This window comes from Flavobacterium filum DSM 17961 (genome assembly GCF_000425465.1).
GTDB classification, from domain to species: domain Bacteria; phylum Bacteroidota; class Bacteroidia; order Flavobacteriales; family Flavobacteriaceae; genus Flavobacterium; species Flavobacterium filum.
This window is the reverse complement of the sequence record NZ_AUDM01000007.1, coordinates 43,788-58,981: the sequence shown is the minus strand read 5'-3', so window position 1 is coordinate 58,981 and position 15,194 is coordinate 43,788. Positions and strand designations below refer to the sequence as shown.

At 32.9% G+C, this 15,194-nt stretch carries 15 protein-coding genes; 7 read left to right on the top strand and 8 right to left on the bottom strand.

Going from position 1 to position 15,194, the window contains the following annotated elements:
- The first annotated feature begins 61 nt into the window (after positions 1-61).
- From H601_RS0104695 to H601_RS0104680, 4 genes are read left to right on the top strand one after another with little or no spacing between them, the layout of a single operon-like run.
- The gene (locus tag H601_RS0104695; RefSeq protein WP_026710426.1) at positions 62-1,483 is read left to right on the top strand and encodes a CCA tRNA nucleotidyltransferase; all 1,422 of its coding nucleotides are present in this window, start codon (positions 62-64) and stop codon (positions 1,481-1,483) included.
- 56 nt (positions 1,484-1,539) lie between these two features.
- On the top strand, positions 1,540-1,821 hold the full coding sequence (locus H601_RS0104690; RefSeq protein ID WP_026710425.1) for a hypothetical protein: 282 nt from the start codon (positions 1,540-1,542) through the stop codon (positions 1,819-1,821).
- Positions 1,806-2,102, top strand: a complete 297-nt coding sequence (locus H601_RS15250; protein ID WP_051220659.1) for a type II toxin-antitoxin system RelE/ParE family toxin — start codon at positions 1,806-1,808, stop codon at positions 2,100-2,102. Before H601_RS0104690 ends, H601_RS15250 begins: the two co-directional genes overlap by 16 nt.
- A gap of 2 nt (positions 2,103-2,104) precedes the next feature.
- The gene (locus H601_RS0104680; RefSeq protein ID WP_026710424.1) at positions 2,105-3,124 is read left to right on the top strand and encodes a COX15/CtaA family protein; all 1,020 of its coding nucleotides are present in this window, start codon (positions 2,105-2,107) and stop codon (positions 3,122-3,124) included.
- Between the two features lie 60 nt (positions 3,125-3,184).
- Here H601_RS0104680 and H601_RS0104675 read toward each other — a convergent pair whose 3' ends face one another.
- Together H601_RS0104675 and H601_RS0104670 are read right to left on the bottom strand one after the other, a co-directional pair.
- The gene (locus H601_RS0104675; protein ID WP_026710423.1) at positions 3,185-4,894 is read right to left on the bottom strand and encodes a DUF6029 family protein; all 1,710 of its coding nucleotides are present in this window, start codon (positions 4,892-4,894) and stop codon (positions 3,185-3,187) included.
- A gap of 1 nt (position 4,895) precedes the next feature.
- Positions 4,896-5,378, bottom strand: a complete 483-nt coding sequence (locus H601_RS0104670; RefSeq protein WP_026710422.1) for a TlpA family protein disulfide reductase — start codon at positions 5,376-5,378, stop codon at positions 4,896-4,898.
- 198 nt (positions 5,379-5,576) lie between these two features.
- Here H601_RS0104670 and H601_RS0104665 point away from each other — a divergent pair, with 198 nt between their 5' ends.
- The 3 genes from H601_RS0104665 to H601_RS0104655 are packed head-to-tail and all read left to right on the top strand — an operon-like array spanning position 5,577 to position 9,100.
- A complete protein-coding gene (locus tag H601_RS0104665) occupies positions 5,577-7,289 on the top strand; it encodes a T9SS type A sorting domain-containing protein (protein WP_035655551.1) in 1,713 nt (570 codons plus the stop codon).
- A gap of 51 nt (positions 7,290-7,340) precedes the next feature.
- Positions 7,341-8,048 (top strand): T9SS type A sorting domain-containing protein, encoded by a 708-nt coding sequence (locus H601_RS0104660; RefSeq protein ID WP_026710420.1) that lies wholly within the window; start codon positions 7,341-7,343, stop codon positions 8,046-8,048.
- 2 nt (positions 8,049-8,050) lie between these two features.
- Positions 8,051-9,100: an Omp28-related outer membrane protein gene (locus H601_RS0104655; RefSeq protein ID WP_026710419.1), complete on the top strand. Its 1,050-nt coding sequence runs from the start codon at positions 8,051-8,053 to the stop codon at positions 9,098-9,100.
- A 53-nt stretch (positions 9,101-9,153) separates the two neighbouring features.
- Here the strand turns inward: H601_RS0104655 and H601_RS0104650 are convergent, their stop codons facing one another.
- The 6 genes from H601_RS0104650 to H601_RS0104625 all read right to left on the bottom strand — a co-directional run bounded on the left by H601_RS0104650 (position 9,154) and on the right by H601_RS0104625 (position 15,053).
- On the bottom strand, positions 9,154-9,909 hold the full coding sequence (locus H601_RS0104650) for a LytR/AlgR family response regulator transcription factor (RefSeq protein ID WP_026710418.1): 756 nt from the start codon (positions 9,907-9,909) through the stop codon (positions 9,154-9,156).
- A 97-nt stretch (positions 9,910-10,006) separates the two neighbouring features.
- On the bottom strand, positions 10,007-10,312 hold the full coding sequence (locus H601_RS0104645; protein ID WP_035655547.1) for a 2TM domain-containing protein: 306 nt from the start codon (positions 10,310-10,312) through the stop codon (positions 10,007-10,009).
- A gap of 12 nt (positions 10,313-10,324) precedes the next feature.
- On the bottom strand, positions 10,325-10,621 hold the full coding sequence (locus tag H601_RS0104640) for a 2TM domain-containing protein (protein WP_026710416.1): 297 nt from the start codon (positions 10,619-10,621) through the stop codon (positions 10,325-10,327).
- Positions 10,622-10,633: 12 nt separating this feature from the next.
- Positions 10,634-11,971, bottom strand: a complete 1,338-nt coding sequence (locus H601_RS0104635) for a 2TM domain-containing protein (protein ID WP_026710415.1) — start codon at positions 11,969-11,971, stop codon at positions 10,634-10,636.
- 8 nt (positions 11,972-11,979) lie between these two features.
- Positions 11,980-12,600 carry a hypothetical protein gene (locus tag H601_RS0104630; protein ID WP_026710414.1) on the bottom strand — a complete coding sequence of 207 codons (621 nt, stop codon included), beginning with the start codon at positions 12,598-12,600 and terminating at the stop codon, positions 11,980-11,982.
- 299 nt (positions 12,601-12,899) lie between these two features.
- Positions 12,900-15,053, bottom strand: a complete 2,154-nt coding sequence (locus tag H601_RS0104625) for a TonB-dependent receptor (protein ID WP_026710413.1) — start codon at positions 15,051-15,053, stop codon at positions 12,900-12,902.
- Positions 15,054-15,194 lie beyond the last annotated feature (141 nt).

The following is a 15,194-nucleotide window of genomic DNA, read 5'->3' as shown; positions in this document are numbered from 1 at the left end:
TAAAATTGCTACAATTAATTCTAAGTTATTATTTGAGAATTCGTGGCAAAAAAACAAAAAAGTGGTTGTAAATTATAATAAAGCATTAAAAAAACCAATCTTTAAAATCATCTCGCAAGCCGCACAAGAGCTTGGCGTTGAATGCTACGTAATTGGTGGCTTTGTACGTGATTTTTTGTTAGAAAGAGATTTCAAAAAAGACATCGATATTGTTGCCGTTGGTAGCGGAATCGAATTGGCTCTCAAAGTTTCAGAGTTACTTCCAAACAAACCAAAAGTTCAGGTTTTTAAAACCTACGGAACGGCGATGCTTCGTTTTCAGGAAATTGATATCGAGTTTGTGGGTGCTCGAAAAGAAAGTTATCATTTCGAAAGTCGCAATCCGGTTGTAGAAAACGGCACTTTGCAAGACGATCAAAACCGACGCGATTTTACCATTAATGCTTTGGCTTTTTCGCTGAATGAAAAAAATTATGGTGATTTAATCGATCCTTTTAATGGTTTAGAAGATTTGAAAAATAAAATCATACGAACACCATTGGATGCCGATATCACTTTTTCGGATGATCCATTGCGAATGATGCGTGCGATTCGTTTTGCTACGCAATTGAATTTTACGATTGAAGAAAATGCATTGGCTTCTATTTCCAAAAATTATGAGCGAATCAACATTATAACCGGCGAACGAATTGTGGATGAATTAAACAAAATTCTTTCCACAGAAAAACCTTCTATTGGTTTTATTTTATTGTATCAAACCGGTTTGTTAGAGTTAATTTTACCCGAATTAACCGCTTTAAATCAGGTGGAAGAAATGGAAGGTCATACCCACAAAAACAACTTTTATCACACCTTAGAAGTGGTAGATAATATTTGTCCGAATACCGATGATGTTTGGTTGCGTTGGGCGGCTTTGCTTCACGACATTGGAAAAGCTCCAACCAAAAAGTTCAACAAAAAACAAGGCTGGACATTTCATGGTCACGAATTTTTGGGTGGAAAAATGGTCAAGAAAATCTTTGAACGGTTGCACATGCCGCAAAACCATAAAATGAAATTCGTTGCTAAATTGGTGATGTTGAGTTCACGACCTATTGTGCTTTCGCAAGACATTGTTACCGATTCTGCGGTGCGACGTTTATTGTTTGATGCTGGCGAAGACATTGAAGATTTAATGATTTTATGCGAAGCCGATATTACCACCAAGAACCCGAATAAATTCAAAAAATACCATAATAATTTCAAAATTGTTCGTCAAAAAATCGTAGAAGTAGAAGAACGCGATCACGTGCGAAACTTTCAGCCGCCTATTTCCGGAGAAGAAATTATGGAACTGTTCAATTTGAAACCCTCTCGTGAAATTGGCGTTTTAAAAGAAGCCGTAAAAGAAGCAATTTTAGAAGGAGAAATTCCGAATGAATACGAGGCTGCTTATGAATTTGTTTTAAAACGTGGAGCCAAATTAGGTTTGACAAAAGTTTAAGTTTTGTTTCATTCAATATTATCTAAAAATTCTTAATTTTATAAAAATTTAGATAGATGAATATCGCTGCATTAAAATTAGAAATTATTGCCAAAATTATTGCTACGGATGATGTTGAACTTTTGAATAAAATTCAAGAAATGATTAGCGTCTATCAAACAAATACTATGGTAAACGAACCACCATCAACATATCAAAAAACAACTAACGAAAAAGTTCGCGTTTTTAATGAATGGGAACAAAATAGAATTGATAAAGCATTAGAACAATACAAAAATGGAGAATGTATTTCTGATGAAGAAGCCGATAAAGAAATTCAAAAATGGTTAGAAGATTAATTTGGTCTATTGAAGCCAGAACCTCAAGAAAAAACATTTTTGACTATTGGAATAATCGCAATAAATCTAAAGTTTATAGCAAAAAATTAAATAGTCTTTTTAAAGAAAATCTTCTTATTGTTTCAAAATTACCTGAATTTGGAAATGCTACTAAATACGATGATACAAAATTTATAATTATTAGTCATTTTGAAATAATTTATAAAATAACTGATACTGAAATTGTTGTATTAGACATTTGGGACACACGACAAAACCCTATAAATTTTCCGATTAAATAAAAATGAAAACAAACAAACCTGTTATAATTTGGCTTCTTTCCGGCTGTTTTTTATTGTTTATTATGGTGATGGTTGGCGGCATCACTCGTCTAACCAACTCAGGACTTTCGATGACCGATTGGCATTTGGTTACCGATACTTTTCCTCCCACATCTGAAAAAGCTTGGAACGATGCTTTTGAAGAATACAAGAAATTTCCGGAGTATCAAAAAATCAATATTCACAACGACTTTACATTAGACGATTATAAATTTATTTATTTTTGGGAATGGTTTCACCGCTTCATTGGTAGAATTATCGGACTAGTTTTCATCATTCCGTTTGTTTATTTTTTGATAAAGAAAAAATTAGACTCCGAAACCATCAAAAAATGCATCATTCTACTTTTCATGGGTGGTTTTCAAGGATTTTTAGGTTGGTTTATGGTGAAAAGCGGCTTAATTGACAATCCGGATGTGAGTCATTATCGATTGGCTTTGCACCTCACTTTTGCGTTCATCACCTTTGCTTACACACTTTGGGTGGCTTTGGATTTAATTTATCCTAACAAAGTTGAAGTTATTTTACCGTTGCGAAAAATAGCTCGAATTGCCATGGTGGTTTTAATCCTACAAATTATTTATGGTGGGTTTGTAGCGGGATTAAACGCCGGATTAATTCACAATCACTGGCCATTAATGAGTGAAGGAAAATTAATTCACGAAACGGTTTGGATAGAACAACCCACTCTTTTGCAAAACTTAACCGAAGGAAAAAGCGGTGTGCAATTTATTCATAGAACATTTGCCTATTTTGTAGTTGGGATGATTTTATTTTTATATTTCAAAAGCAAAAAGTATTCGCTTACAATACTACAAATCAAAGGTTTAAATGTATTAGTACTTTTTGTATTTGCTCAATTTATTCTAGGCATTTTCACTTTATTGCTTCATGTTCCACTTTGGTTGGGATTGGCTCATCAATTGATGGCTTTCTTATTATTAAGTGCGATGGTTCTCGTGTTGCATCGATTTTCCAAGTAAAATGCATAAAAAAAGTCGATAAACAAATATCGACTTCATTATCTTATTTTCAGATTCTTTTTAAAATGCTGTATTAATAGAAAGCGTGAAACCTGTACTTTCCGGCACAAAACGACAAACGCCACCCACACAAACTAAACCACCACGTTGACGTCCATAATTCATGGCTATTCTGGTAGAATTGATGCGATAGGCACCACCAAAATTGTAGTAATGATTCCTTCTTGCTGTATTATCATTTCCATAATTGATGATATCCCAAAAGTAAAATGAATATTTATCTTTCAAATTCAACTCTACTGTTCCTCCTGCCCAATTTTTAAAATCAGCATCGGCCCACATATGTTCAGCCTCCATACGGATGGATTTATCTGATGCAAAATTATATACTGCTTCAGCCGTTACAATGTTTGTGCGTACATCAGTACTCCCATCCTCTACCCAAGGTTTGTTGTAGTATTGATTGATATAATAGAATCCGGTACGCCAATTTTCAGAAAATTGCTTTTTTATTTCTAAATTATAATCTGAAAAATATTTTTCTCCAACTCCAAAAAAGTCAGTTTTATATTCGGCAGGAGTCAAACGGTATTGACCCGGCAAATTATACCATGAAGCCATGTTCAGGGCAATTTTAGTACCATATTTTCCTCCCAACTTTGTGTCTTTGGCAAATTCATAAAAAATATCAATTTGACCACCTGTTTCTCCTACTTTTAAAATTCGTGGATCTTTAAAATCAAACCCTACTTGGGCTTGATATACATAAATATTTGCCAAATTAGAATGGTGTTGCTTGGTTAAAGCAGGTGTAAAATTCAATACTTTATCATTAAAATTTAAACTCGTATTTTCACCATTTACGGTTGGAATACGTTCAGACAAGAATGTCATATTTTCACTTCTACGAAGCGTTGCATCAATTCCTAGACCTTGCTTGGAATAACCTAAATTTAAACTAATTGCATTACCGTCTTTAATTAGATTTTCATCCAAACTATTACTAATTCGATTCAAAATAGCATCTTTCGATTTGTAATTATATTCAAAGTTGGAATAAAAGGAATTAATCGAATAATTTAACCTTCCTGAAATACCGTGTGTAATTTCCTTAAAATCAGGATCAACAATAGAAGGAGTAATTTCTTCTTGACGACCAACATAACTTAAACCAAGTGTTAAATCAGAATTTTCAAATTTAAAAAGTTGATTCAATTGAAAATCTGAGTCAAAACCATATATTTTTCCATCAGAAACATGAAAACCTGTACGTTGTTGTCCAAATAATGCTGTTAAACGAACATTATCTGAAGGTCTAAAAATAACTCTTCCTCCGCGAAGAGCTGTATTGATTCCTAAAGCTCTATCTTCCCAAGCACGAAGTAACATTCCACTACCAAATTGTTCATAGAAATAACCTGCCGTTATGTCCCATTTTTTAGACTTATAATTGATAAAATAGGTAGCTACATTTGTTCCCTCAAATTCTGGATTGTAATTTAAAAGAGCATTTTTTTCATACGCTTCCACTTGAACTCCTGCAGTCCAACCTTTGTATTGATAATTAACAAACAAATAATTGTTGGATCGAATTGGGTCTTCAGGTTGCACAATCCCTCTTCCCTTGTCATTCAAATACCATTGCGTATTGGATTCAAATCCACCAAAAACTCTACCAAAATCTTTTTTTACTTCTGTAGAATCAATTTGAGCTACAGCCAATAAGGAACAACTTAAAAATACGGTTACAACAAAATTTCTTACTTGCATGTTAAAGTTGTTTCAATTTGTTAAACAACTCTTTTTCACCACCTTGGCTATATCCATTATGAACATAAACAATTTTTTGATTTTTAACCACCACTGTATAAGGAACATTGGCTATTCCCAACGCTCTTTTTAAATCTTGATTGGTATCTAAAAGAACCTTATATGGCCAGTTTTTACCATTTAAAAGGGGTTTCACACGTTTCTGAGTTCTAGTATCGTCTATAGAAACAGCTATTACTTCAATATTCAATTCTTTTGTCCATTCTGCATAATTTTCTTTAATGGCATCCAATTCATTCAAACAAGGTGCACACCAAGTTGCCCAGAAGGTATAAACATAAATTTTGTCTTGCTCTTTAAAATCATTTTTAACATGATACGATTTATTATCATCCGATTTTAAGATAACGTTTGGCATTTGCTTTTGAGCTAAAATTGAAAGTCCGAAAAAGCAAGATAAGATTGTGGTGAGAAGTAAACGCATAAAAAAATAGTTAGTGGTATTAAAAATTTGGTTATAGTTTGTAATTTGAAGGCACAATATTATAAAAAAAAGAACACTTTATTACGAGTATGATATTTTTTTTAAAAAAATGTAAGCAAATTGTTGATTGTTAAGAAAAATATAATATTTTTGAAGCTTTAACTAAAACTAAACCTTTAATTAACAAACCACTAACCCATGAAAAAAACATTACTCTCTGCTCTTTTATTGAGTTTTGGGTTCATGAATGCACAAACATTTGTGAGCACTACACCACAAAACAAAAAAGTTATTTTAGAAGAATTCACAGGTGTTAACTGTGTTTATTGTCCACAAGGGCACACCATTGCAAATAATATTAAAAATGCAAACCCTGACAATGTTTTCTTGATAAATATTCACGTTGGAAATTTTGCAACTCCCGGAGCTGGCCAACCAGATTTTAGAACTTCATTTGGGACGGCAATTGCCAATCAATCTGGTTTAACAGGATATCCAGCTGGTACAGTTAACAGAACTGTTTTCAGCGGTTTAGGCATGGCCACCGGTTCAACAGCTATGGGTAGAGGAAACTGGACGAATGCTTCTAACCAAATATTAGGTCAAAGTTCATATGTAAACGTAGCTGTTCAAGGCCAAATTAATGCTCAAACTAATGAATTGACCGTTACAGTTGAAACGTATTACACAGGAAGTAGTCCGGTTGCAACTAATAAATTAAACGTTGCTCTTTTACAAAATAATACTTTAGGTCCACAAACAGGTGGTAATATGGGTAACAATTACAACCACATGCACCGTTTAGTTCATATGCTTACCGGTCAGTGGGGAACAGACATTACAACTACAACAAATGGTTCATTTAACTCACAATCATTTACTTATACTATTCCGGCTGCTTACAATGGAATTCCAGTTGAAATTGGAGAACTAGAATTAGTTGCTTTTGTAACTGAAACACAGCAAAAAATTATCAGTGGAAATGGTGCAAAACCAACATACACCGGATTAACAGCAAATGATGCAAAAGTAAAAAGTATCGAATCTATTGGACAACAATGTGTTACAACTTTAGGCCCTAAATTTACGTTACAAAATATGGGTCAAAACAATTTGACTTCATTACCAATTACTTACACTATTAATGGTGGAACTCCACAAGTTTTTAACTGGACCGGATCTGTTAGTCCATTAAGTTCAACTCAAGTAACTCTTCCAGCTGTAAACTACAATTTATTAGCAAGTAATACTGTTGAAATTAGTATTCCTTCGGATGATAATAATACCAACAATTCGGGAACAACTAGTTTTACTAAAGCTGTAGAAACACAATACACTAATATAACAGTTAAAATTACAACAGACCAATATGGTAGTGAAACTACTTGGAATATTAAAAACAGTAATGGAACAACTGTAGCTTCAGGCGGTCCTTATCAAGATATGGGAGCTGCCGGTACTACTGTTCAACCTGATGTTAATTTAACTTTACCTAACGAATGTTACACTTTTACCATCAATGATTCTTTCGGTGATGGTATGTTTAGTGCTACTTATGGATATGGAGGTTATCAAGTTCTTGCAAATGGAACTTTAATATCTGGAATTAGCGGTGGTAATTTCACATCTTCGGATACAAAAAAATTCGGTATCAATACCAATTTAGGAATCGACGATTTCTCTAAAGATTTAGTGAAGTTTTATCCTAATCCTTCCAATGGAATAATTACTATCTCTTTGCCAGAAACAGCAAAAATTAGTATCTCGGATTTAAGTGGAAAAGTAGTTTATGCCGCTTCTTTAACAGAAGGAGAATCTACAATAAACTTAAATAATTTGTCTTCCGGAGTTTATTTAATAAACTTTGCAGGAGATACATTTACCAAAACAGATAAAATTATCTTAAAATAATCATTCAAAATCGGGAGCCTTTGTTGGTTCCCGATTTATAAAATCTATGTTATGAAAAAAATAGTATTTAGTTTATTATTAAGTTGTTTGTTTATTAGTGCCAATGCACAACAATTTAACTTTAGAAAATCTGACGGAACTCCAATCAACAATGGAGATGTATTGGCCTATGGTTCAACAGGAACCTATCTAAATTTTAGAGTTACCAATACCGGAAGTGTTCCTTTAGATATAAAAATTAAATGTATCGGATTAACAAATGCAACCGGTAATCAGTTTGAATTATGTTATGGTGGTTCATGCTATGATAATATCAATTTAAATGAAGTGTATCCTGAATATGAAAATATTTTAGGTCCAGGTGCAAGTAATCCTTCACAAGGAGATCATTTTGTAAACTATAATGCCGGTAATGGTACTGCAATGGATTACCAATTTTCGGTATATGCTTTAGGTTATGAATCACAAACCTTAACATTTACCTATCGATTTGATCCTCAACTTGGAATAGGTAATTTATCTTCTGATTGGAAAGGTATTCAACTTGAGAGCACTCTCATTAACTCTGCCATTTCATTCCAAGCTGAACAAAATGGAAAAATTGAATTAGTGAATATCAATGGCCAAAAAGTTTATTCAAAACAATTTGAAGCCGGAGCAAATCAAATGGATGTAAACTCAATCTCTTCAGGAATTTATTTTGCAACGTTTACAAATGCTGAAAATAAAACTGCACAATTCAAATTAATTAAATCATAAAAATGAAAAAAATTAATGTATTTGGACTTTTCTTCTTGTTAACGCTATTTTCTTGCAGTTCTGAATATACCATATTAGAATCAATTGAATCCATTAGTTTAACTGCGGACTCGTCTTATAAATTAATTGGCGAAGAAATTACGTTTACTGTGAAAACCAATAACGGTACTGATGTTACGGAAGACGCAGAAATTTTTGTAAATGATGAAAAAATTGAAGGAAATACTTTTACATCTGAAACAATTGCCAATTACACCATAAAGGCAGTATATTTCGGAGTTTCCTCTGAACCATTTGTAGTTACATTTAGTGATGGTTCTGAAATTAATTTCAAAAAAAGAGTATTAATTGAAGATTATACCGGAACGTGGTGTGGTAATTGCCCTCGTGTTGCCCACGCAATAGAATTGGCAAAACAACAAAGTGATGCAATTGTAACTGTTGCTATTCATCGTTCAAGTTCTAATCCTTCAGATCCAAATTATGACCCTTACAACTATGATTCAAGTGCTTTAGAATCATTGATTAATATTTCAGGTTATCCAAAAGCATTACTGAATAGGATGACACGTTGGTCACCATTGGAACAAAACAATATTCCACAAGTAATCAACTTAACACAAGGCGAAAATCCGAAACTTGGTTTAGCAATGAATGCTCAAGTAAATGGTGGAAATATCAATCTTGAAGTGAAAACAAAATTCAGTAAAGATTTTTCTAATTTAAAATTAGTGGTTTATGTATTAGAAAATGGTTTAATTTATGATCAAGTTAATTATACCAATTTTTACACTGGACCAGGTTATATTTCTAACTTTCAACATGACCATACTGTTAGAACTTGTTTAACACCTTTATTAGGAGAATCTGTTGCCAATAATTTAACTTCAGTTGGACAAACATATACTAAGACTTTTTCAGTTCCTGTTCCAGCCAATGTTGCTAATCCAAATAATATTGAATTTGTAGCTTTTATGGTTGATGAAAATAATAAAGTAATCAATGTAAGAAAAGCAACACCGGGTCAAAACCAAGAGTTTGAACAATTATAAAATTGAAAATAATTTAAAATAAGACTGCTAATTTAATATTAGCAGTCTTTTTTTTATCCTAACCATTCCTTAAAATCATTTACTTTTTCCCGACTCACAATAACCTCATCGCCTTTATAAGTGGGTAAAATCACCTTGAGACGAGAATTACTGTACACCACAATATCCTTAATTGTTTTTAATGGAATAATAAATTTTCGACTGACTCTGAAAAAATCTTTCGGATTTAATTCTGATTCCAGTTGTTCTAATGTTGTATCTAAAAGATAATCCCGATTATCTATAGTATGAAGATAAGTACCTTTATTTTCACTGAAAAAACATTCCACCTCATCAATGGAAATCATTTTCAAATGTTCTCCAATTTTGATGGTAAAACGTTGTTTGTATGACTTTTCAATTGGATAGACCAACATTCGCTTTATTGCTTCAAAATCTAAAGAAGCCAAACTACTTTTTTGAAATTGATTTTTGAATTTCGCAATTGCAATTTCCAAATCATCTTCATCAATAGGTTTAAGTAAATAGTCAATGCTATTCAATTTGAAAGCCCGCAATGCATATTCATCAAAAGCAGTTGTAAAAATGACCGCACTTTTAATTTCAATTTGTTCAAAAATTTCAAACGATAATCCATCCGATAATTGAATATCTAAAAATATCAAATCCGGATGCTGATTCTCTTGAAACCACTGCAATGATTCTTCTACCGAGTGAAGCATAGTTTCAATTTGCAAACCCAATTTTTCAACCTTTCGTTGAAGTAATCGTGCGGCAGGTTTTTCGTCTTCTATGATGATGATTCTCATTTTTTAGGGTAATGGGTTAATTGTAATGGGTAATGGGTGATGGGTGATGGGTTATTGATACTAATTTAACTGATAACAGACAACTGAACACTAACCTCTACTCCCACTTCTTCTTATCTTTTTCCATCAATTCTTTAATCTTTCGTTCTTCCCAATTGCTACCTAAGAACCATTGTGGTAAGAATACTGAAAAACCGTGGGCTACTAAACCAATTCCCCAAAAGAAAGCGGTAAAAAAGTTTTTGTATTGAAAATAAGATTCTCCCGGAGATAAATTTTGAATATTTACTACAATAATCATAATATTTACGACAATATAAACCAATAAATGCGAATAAAATCCTTTGATTTTTTTCACTCGTTTCAGAGCTTCTTGGTATTTAATTTCTTCTTGAGCATTCATAACTTTATAATTTTATAAATAGTTGTTCTTTTTTTCTTTTTCCATTAATTCTTTAATTTTTCGCTCTTCCCAATTTTTACTAAAAAGCGTATCCGTTCCAAAAACGCCAATTGCGTGACCTATTAATCCTACTCCCCATCCTAACATTGGATAAAAAAACCATAAGTGTTCCGGTGTATTTCTAATATTTAATAGTATGAGTAAAGCAATAACAATCACATAACAAATCAAATGAATGTAAAATCCTTTTATTTCCTTTACTTTTTTACATGCTTTTTGGTATCTTTCCAGTTCTGTATTCGTTTCCATAATGATTCCTTATTAGCTCCACTTATTTTTTTTATTCGCTTCTTTTTCTAAAATTTCCTGAATTTTACGTTCCTCCCATGTCTTTCCATATCCGAAAGTTTCTAAGCCATGAAACAGCACTCCCATTCCCCAACCTAACATGGGAAACCAAAACCATTGGAATTTTGACGTGTTCAGATTAACAATAATTAAAACCGGAATAACTACACAATACGAAATTAAATTTCCGTAAAAACCTTTAATTCTTTCTACCCTTTCTTTGGCTCGGGCATACGCCATATCTTGATTGTAATTTGTTTTTGTTTCCATAATTGTAATTTGTTTCGTTAAAATAGGTAAGCCTACCTTAAAACTATTTTCATTTTCTACGACCCATACTTTTCTTTCAGTCAATATGGCGTAACGATTCACAATGTTTTGCAATCCCACTCCTTTTCTATCAGAAAGAATTTCCTTTTTTTGAAGATTATTTTCAATAATTAATTGATTATCATATACATATATTTTTATGTGTAACGGTTTTGATTCACTCACTACATTATGCTTGATGCAATTTTCTAATAATAATTGCAACGATAACGGAACCACTTTAGCCTCTTCATTAGCAAAATTTTCAGGCAACTCAAACGTAATGCTGTTTTCAAATCGCATTTTCAATAAGTTCATATACGTTTTAGCAAAGTTTAATTCTTCCTGAACCGAAACCAATTCTTTGTCTTTTTGTTCTAAAACATAGCGATAGATTTTTGATAAAGATGTAGTAAACTTTTGAGCACTTTCCGGATTTTCTTCTATCAAAGAACTCAACACATTTAAACTATTGAATAAAAAATGGGGATCAATTTGATTTTTTAAACTTTCAAACTGTGCCGAAGCTGTTCCGGCAATTACTTTTTGTTCTTTTACTTTGTTTTCCTGATACGCTTTGTAAAAATAAAATGCGTGAATTCCGAGTGTTACAATAAAAGTGATGATGATAGCCACCACATAATTTGCCGGTTTTTCATTTTGAATAAAGGTTGTAAACGACTGCTTTTCAATTACCACATCTTCAAAAACTCGCATCAAAAAAATCACCATCATACTCATTACAAACGAAGCAAAAGCTCCTAATAACAATCTCCTTTTGGTAAATCGATTGTTGGCAAAAAGCGTATCCAATTGATGAAAAACAAAACTGTTGGCAAAATAAAGCGTATAGCCATACAACATTGTGTAGCCAAAATTTATCCACAGGTTTTGATCAAATTTTATGGTGGCTCCCATAACCAATTGCAATAGAATAAGTACTGAAAATACTGCTAGACTAATCCAAGTGGCTCTGGGAAATTCTTTGATATACGCTTTCATTATATTGCCTATTTACAGTTTTTAGCAGCTTCTTGTGCTCGCTCTAACCCCCAATTTGGATGAAAAACTGTTTGAGGTTTAAAAGTAGCAAAAAGTTCGATTGATTTTTCAATTTGTGCACAGATTGGTTTAGTATCTGTTCCGAAAAATTTGGCAGAACCCATTTCAAATTCAGCTTTGCTAAAAATCACTCTCGGATTATTTGGCTCAATTTGTTCTGCTTTTGCATAGATTTCCATTACTTTTCCGGATAATTTCATTCCGTTAGTCATTGGATCAAAAGCAATCCAAGCGGTATGAATCATGGCTTGCATGACTAACAATTCTGCATTGTTTGGATATTTGTTCAACTCAACGTCTAATGCGGACTGTGCTTTTGATAACAAAGCATTCATTTGTTCTTTGTCTTTGGTAGCAAAAGCCGTTGTGGTGTTCACTAAAACCACATAATAATTGGGTAACCAGTTTTCTTTTTCAGCCGAAGCAATTCGTTCAAACATAGCCGAAGCTTCGGTGTTTTTTCCCTCTCCCCAAAGAGCGAAAGCTTTTCCCATTCCTTGCTCAAATTGACCTTGTGAGAATAATTGTGAAGTCACAAGTAAAACGATGGTAATGATAATTTTTGTCATAATTTAGATTTTTTGGATTGTTAGATAATTAGATTTTTTGATTGCTAGATTGTTCGTTTTTTGAATTTTGATATTGATATTAATTTTTGATCTTGATATTGTTATTGTTATTGATTTTTGATTTTTGATATTAATTTTCTGATTCAAATTTCCCCTGAAATACTCATTTTTAAAAAAGAGTCTGACTGAACTGTTGATTTTTGAGGATGAACTGTTTTTTAAGGTACTAAGCTGCTAAGGTTCTGAGGTAACTGCTATTTTAAAAACCTCAGTTCCTTAGAGCCTTAGTAACTCAGAACCTATAGATTCTCCAACTGATTCGTTTTCTTATTCTCACTAATCGTCCAAAAGAAACCAACAAAGAAGAATCGATCAGCGGGTTGACCAATGGCTCTGCGTTGAAATTGACCATTCATATCCGGTGAATTGGAATATTGATACCCAAAAACATTATCCGTTCCAATAATGTTGGAAACCGAGAAATACAAAATCTTTTGTTGCGAAAGCAAATACGCCCAGTTGAAACTCAAATTTTGAAAGGCTTTTGTTTTACCGTTCATGAATGTGGCTTCATTCGGATTATTATATGGACGACCGGAATTAACAACATAAGAAAAACCTATTTGCGATTTCCAATCTTCAATCCAATGCTTAGTAACAATCGACAAAGTATGATCAGCCACAAAACTTGGTGTGACTTGGTTGAGAAAATTCAAATAATTACGTTCTGTATCGATGTACGAATACGAAACCCAATAATCGGTGTTTTTGAAGGTTTTATTATCTCGCCAAAAAATATCAATTCCTTTGGCAAAACCGGAACCATCGTTGCTGAAAGCTGAATTAAATTGAGCCATTTCAGTATCAAATTTCACCAAATCGTCATATTTTTTATAATATGCTTCCGCTCTGAATAAACGTCCGTTTTTATTATGTTGAAAATTTAAGATATAATGACTAGCTTTTTCTGACTGAAAATTATCAGAATACTTTATATAATCTGCTCTTGGCGTTTGAACAAAATCGCCATAAGCAAACGAAAATTGTCCGTTTTTTGAAACTTTATACGCAAAAGATGCTCTAGGCGAAATTCGAAATTCATCCAACAAACTGTTTTGAGAAGCTCTTGCTCCTATTTTCATCGCCAACTTTTTACTGAAGAAAATATCTGATTCCGCAAAAGCAGCTGCGATTGAATTTTGATAACCTACGTTAAAAGTTTCTCCTTGAAATTCGGTAAATTTTTCATCAAAATCAGTCACAAAATAATCCGCTCCGGCAGTAATTTTGATTCGTTCAGTGATTTTCTTTCCCACTTTCATTTTTAGATGAAGAGCATTTTCATCATTTTCAACTTGATCTGAATTGACACCAATTTTATTCACACCTAAACCATAACTTATTCCGGTATGAAGATTCCAATTATCGCCAAAAGTTCCTTTATAAGAAGCATTTCCATAAAAATTATCGTTTCGCAAATCAAATCGAACTTTTTCCGGCTGATTGATATCTTCTTGATTGATGTCAAATTGCGACACATCAAATGCTCCATAAATTTTTAATAATCCATTTTTAAACTGATAGCGATAAACCATTTCTCCCGATAACGATTGATAGGGTTTATTCCAATCAACTGCTTGCGGAATCAATTTTTGATACGGTTCTAAATTGATATAAGCTGCATTAAAAGTGAGTGAATTTTTATTCCATTTTTGCGTATTTCCGATTCCTAAACCAACTGTCATTAACGAAATATCGGTTTGTTCTTGTGTTGGTTCGTCAATCGTGTTTAAAGTCAACACACTCGAAAGTGCTTCACCAAATTCGGCACTGTAACCTCCGGTTGAAAATGAAATTCCGTTAAACAAAAACGGTGAAAAACGTCCGCGAGTAGGCAAATTCTGTGCTGTTGCTCCATAGGGTTGAGCTACACGAAGTCCGTCCACAAACGTTTGGGTTTCATCAGCTTCACCACCACGCACAAATAATCGACCGCTTTCTCCAACGGTTTGCGTTCCCGGAAGTGTGTTTAAAGCCGCAATAATATCTCCGGCAGAACCAGCAGTGGTCACAATATCCAACGGTTTTAATACGGAAACTCGAGCTTTATCTCCGGCTTCAAACGTTCCGGCAGATACAATCACAGCATCTAACGTATTGACACTTTCTCTGAGTTTGATGGTTTGATTTTTGAAATTAGAAACCTCAATTTGTTTTTTAAATGTTTCAAAGGAAAGATAACTTACAATTAAAATTTTAGTACCCGTTTCGGAAGTATTGAATTTAAAATTTCCGTTTTCATCGGAAGAAGCTCCATCATACGTTCCTTCTAAATAAATATTGGCACCGGGAATGGCGATACCTTTTTCGTCGGTAATTTTTCCTGAAATTTCGGTTTGAGCATAGCTTTGCATTGCTACGATAAAAAGTAAAAAAGTAAAAATAGTTTTCATTAGTTTGATTTTGATGAGACAAAGTTGCTTCAAACTACAGAATTTTAAAATTGAATGTTGCTGAGTTGTAAAAAATGAAGGATGAATTGTGATTTATGACTTTTTTTTTTTTACCATTAAGAAGTTAAGAAAATTAAGCCT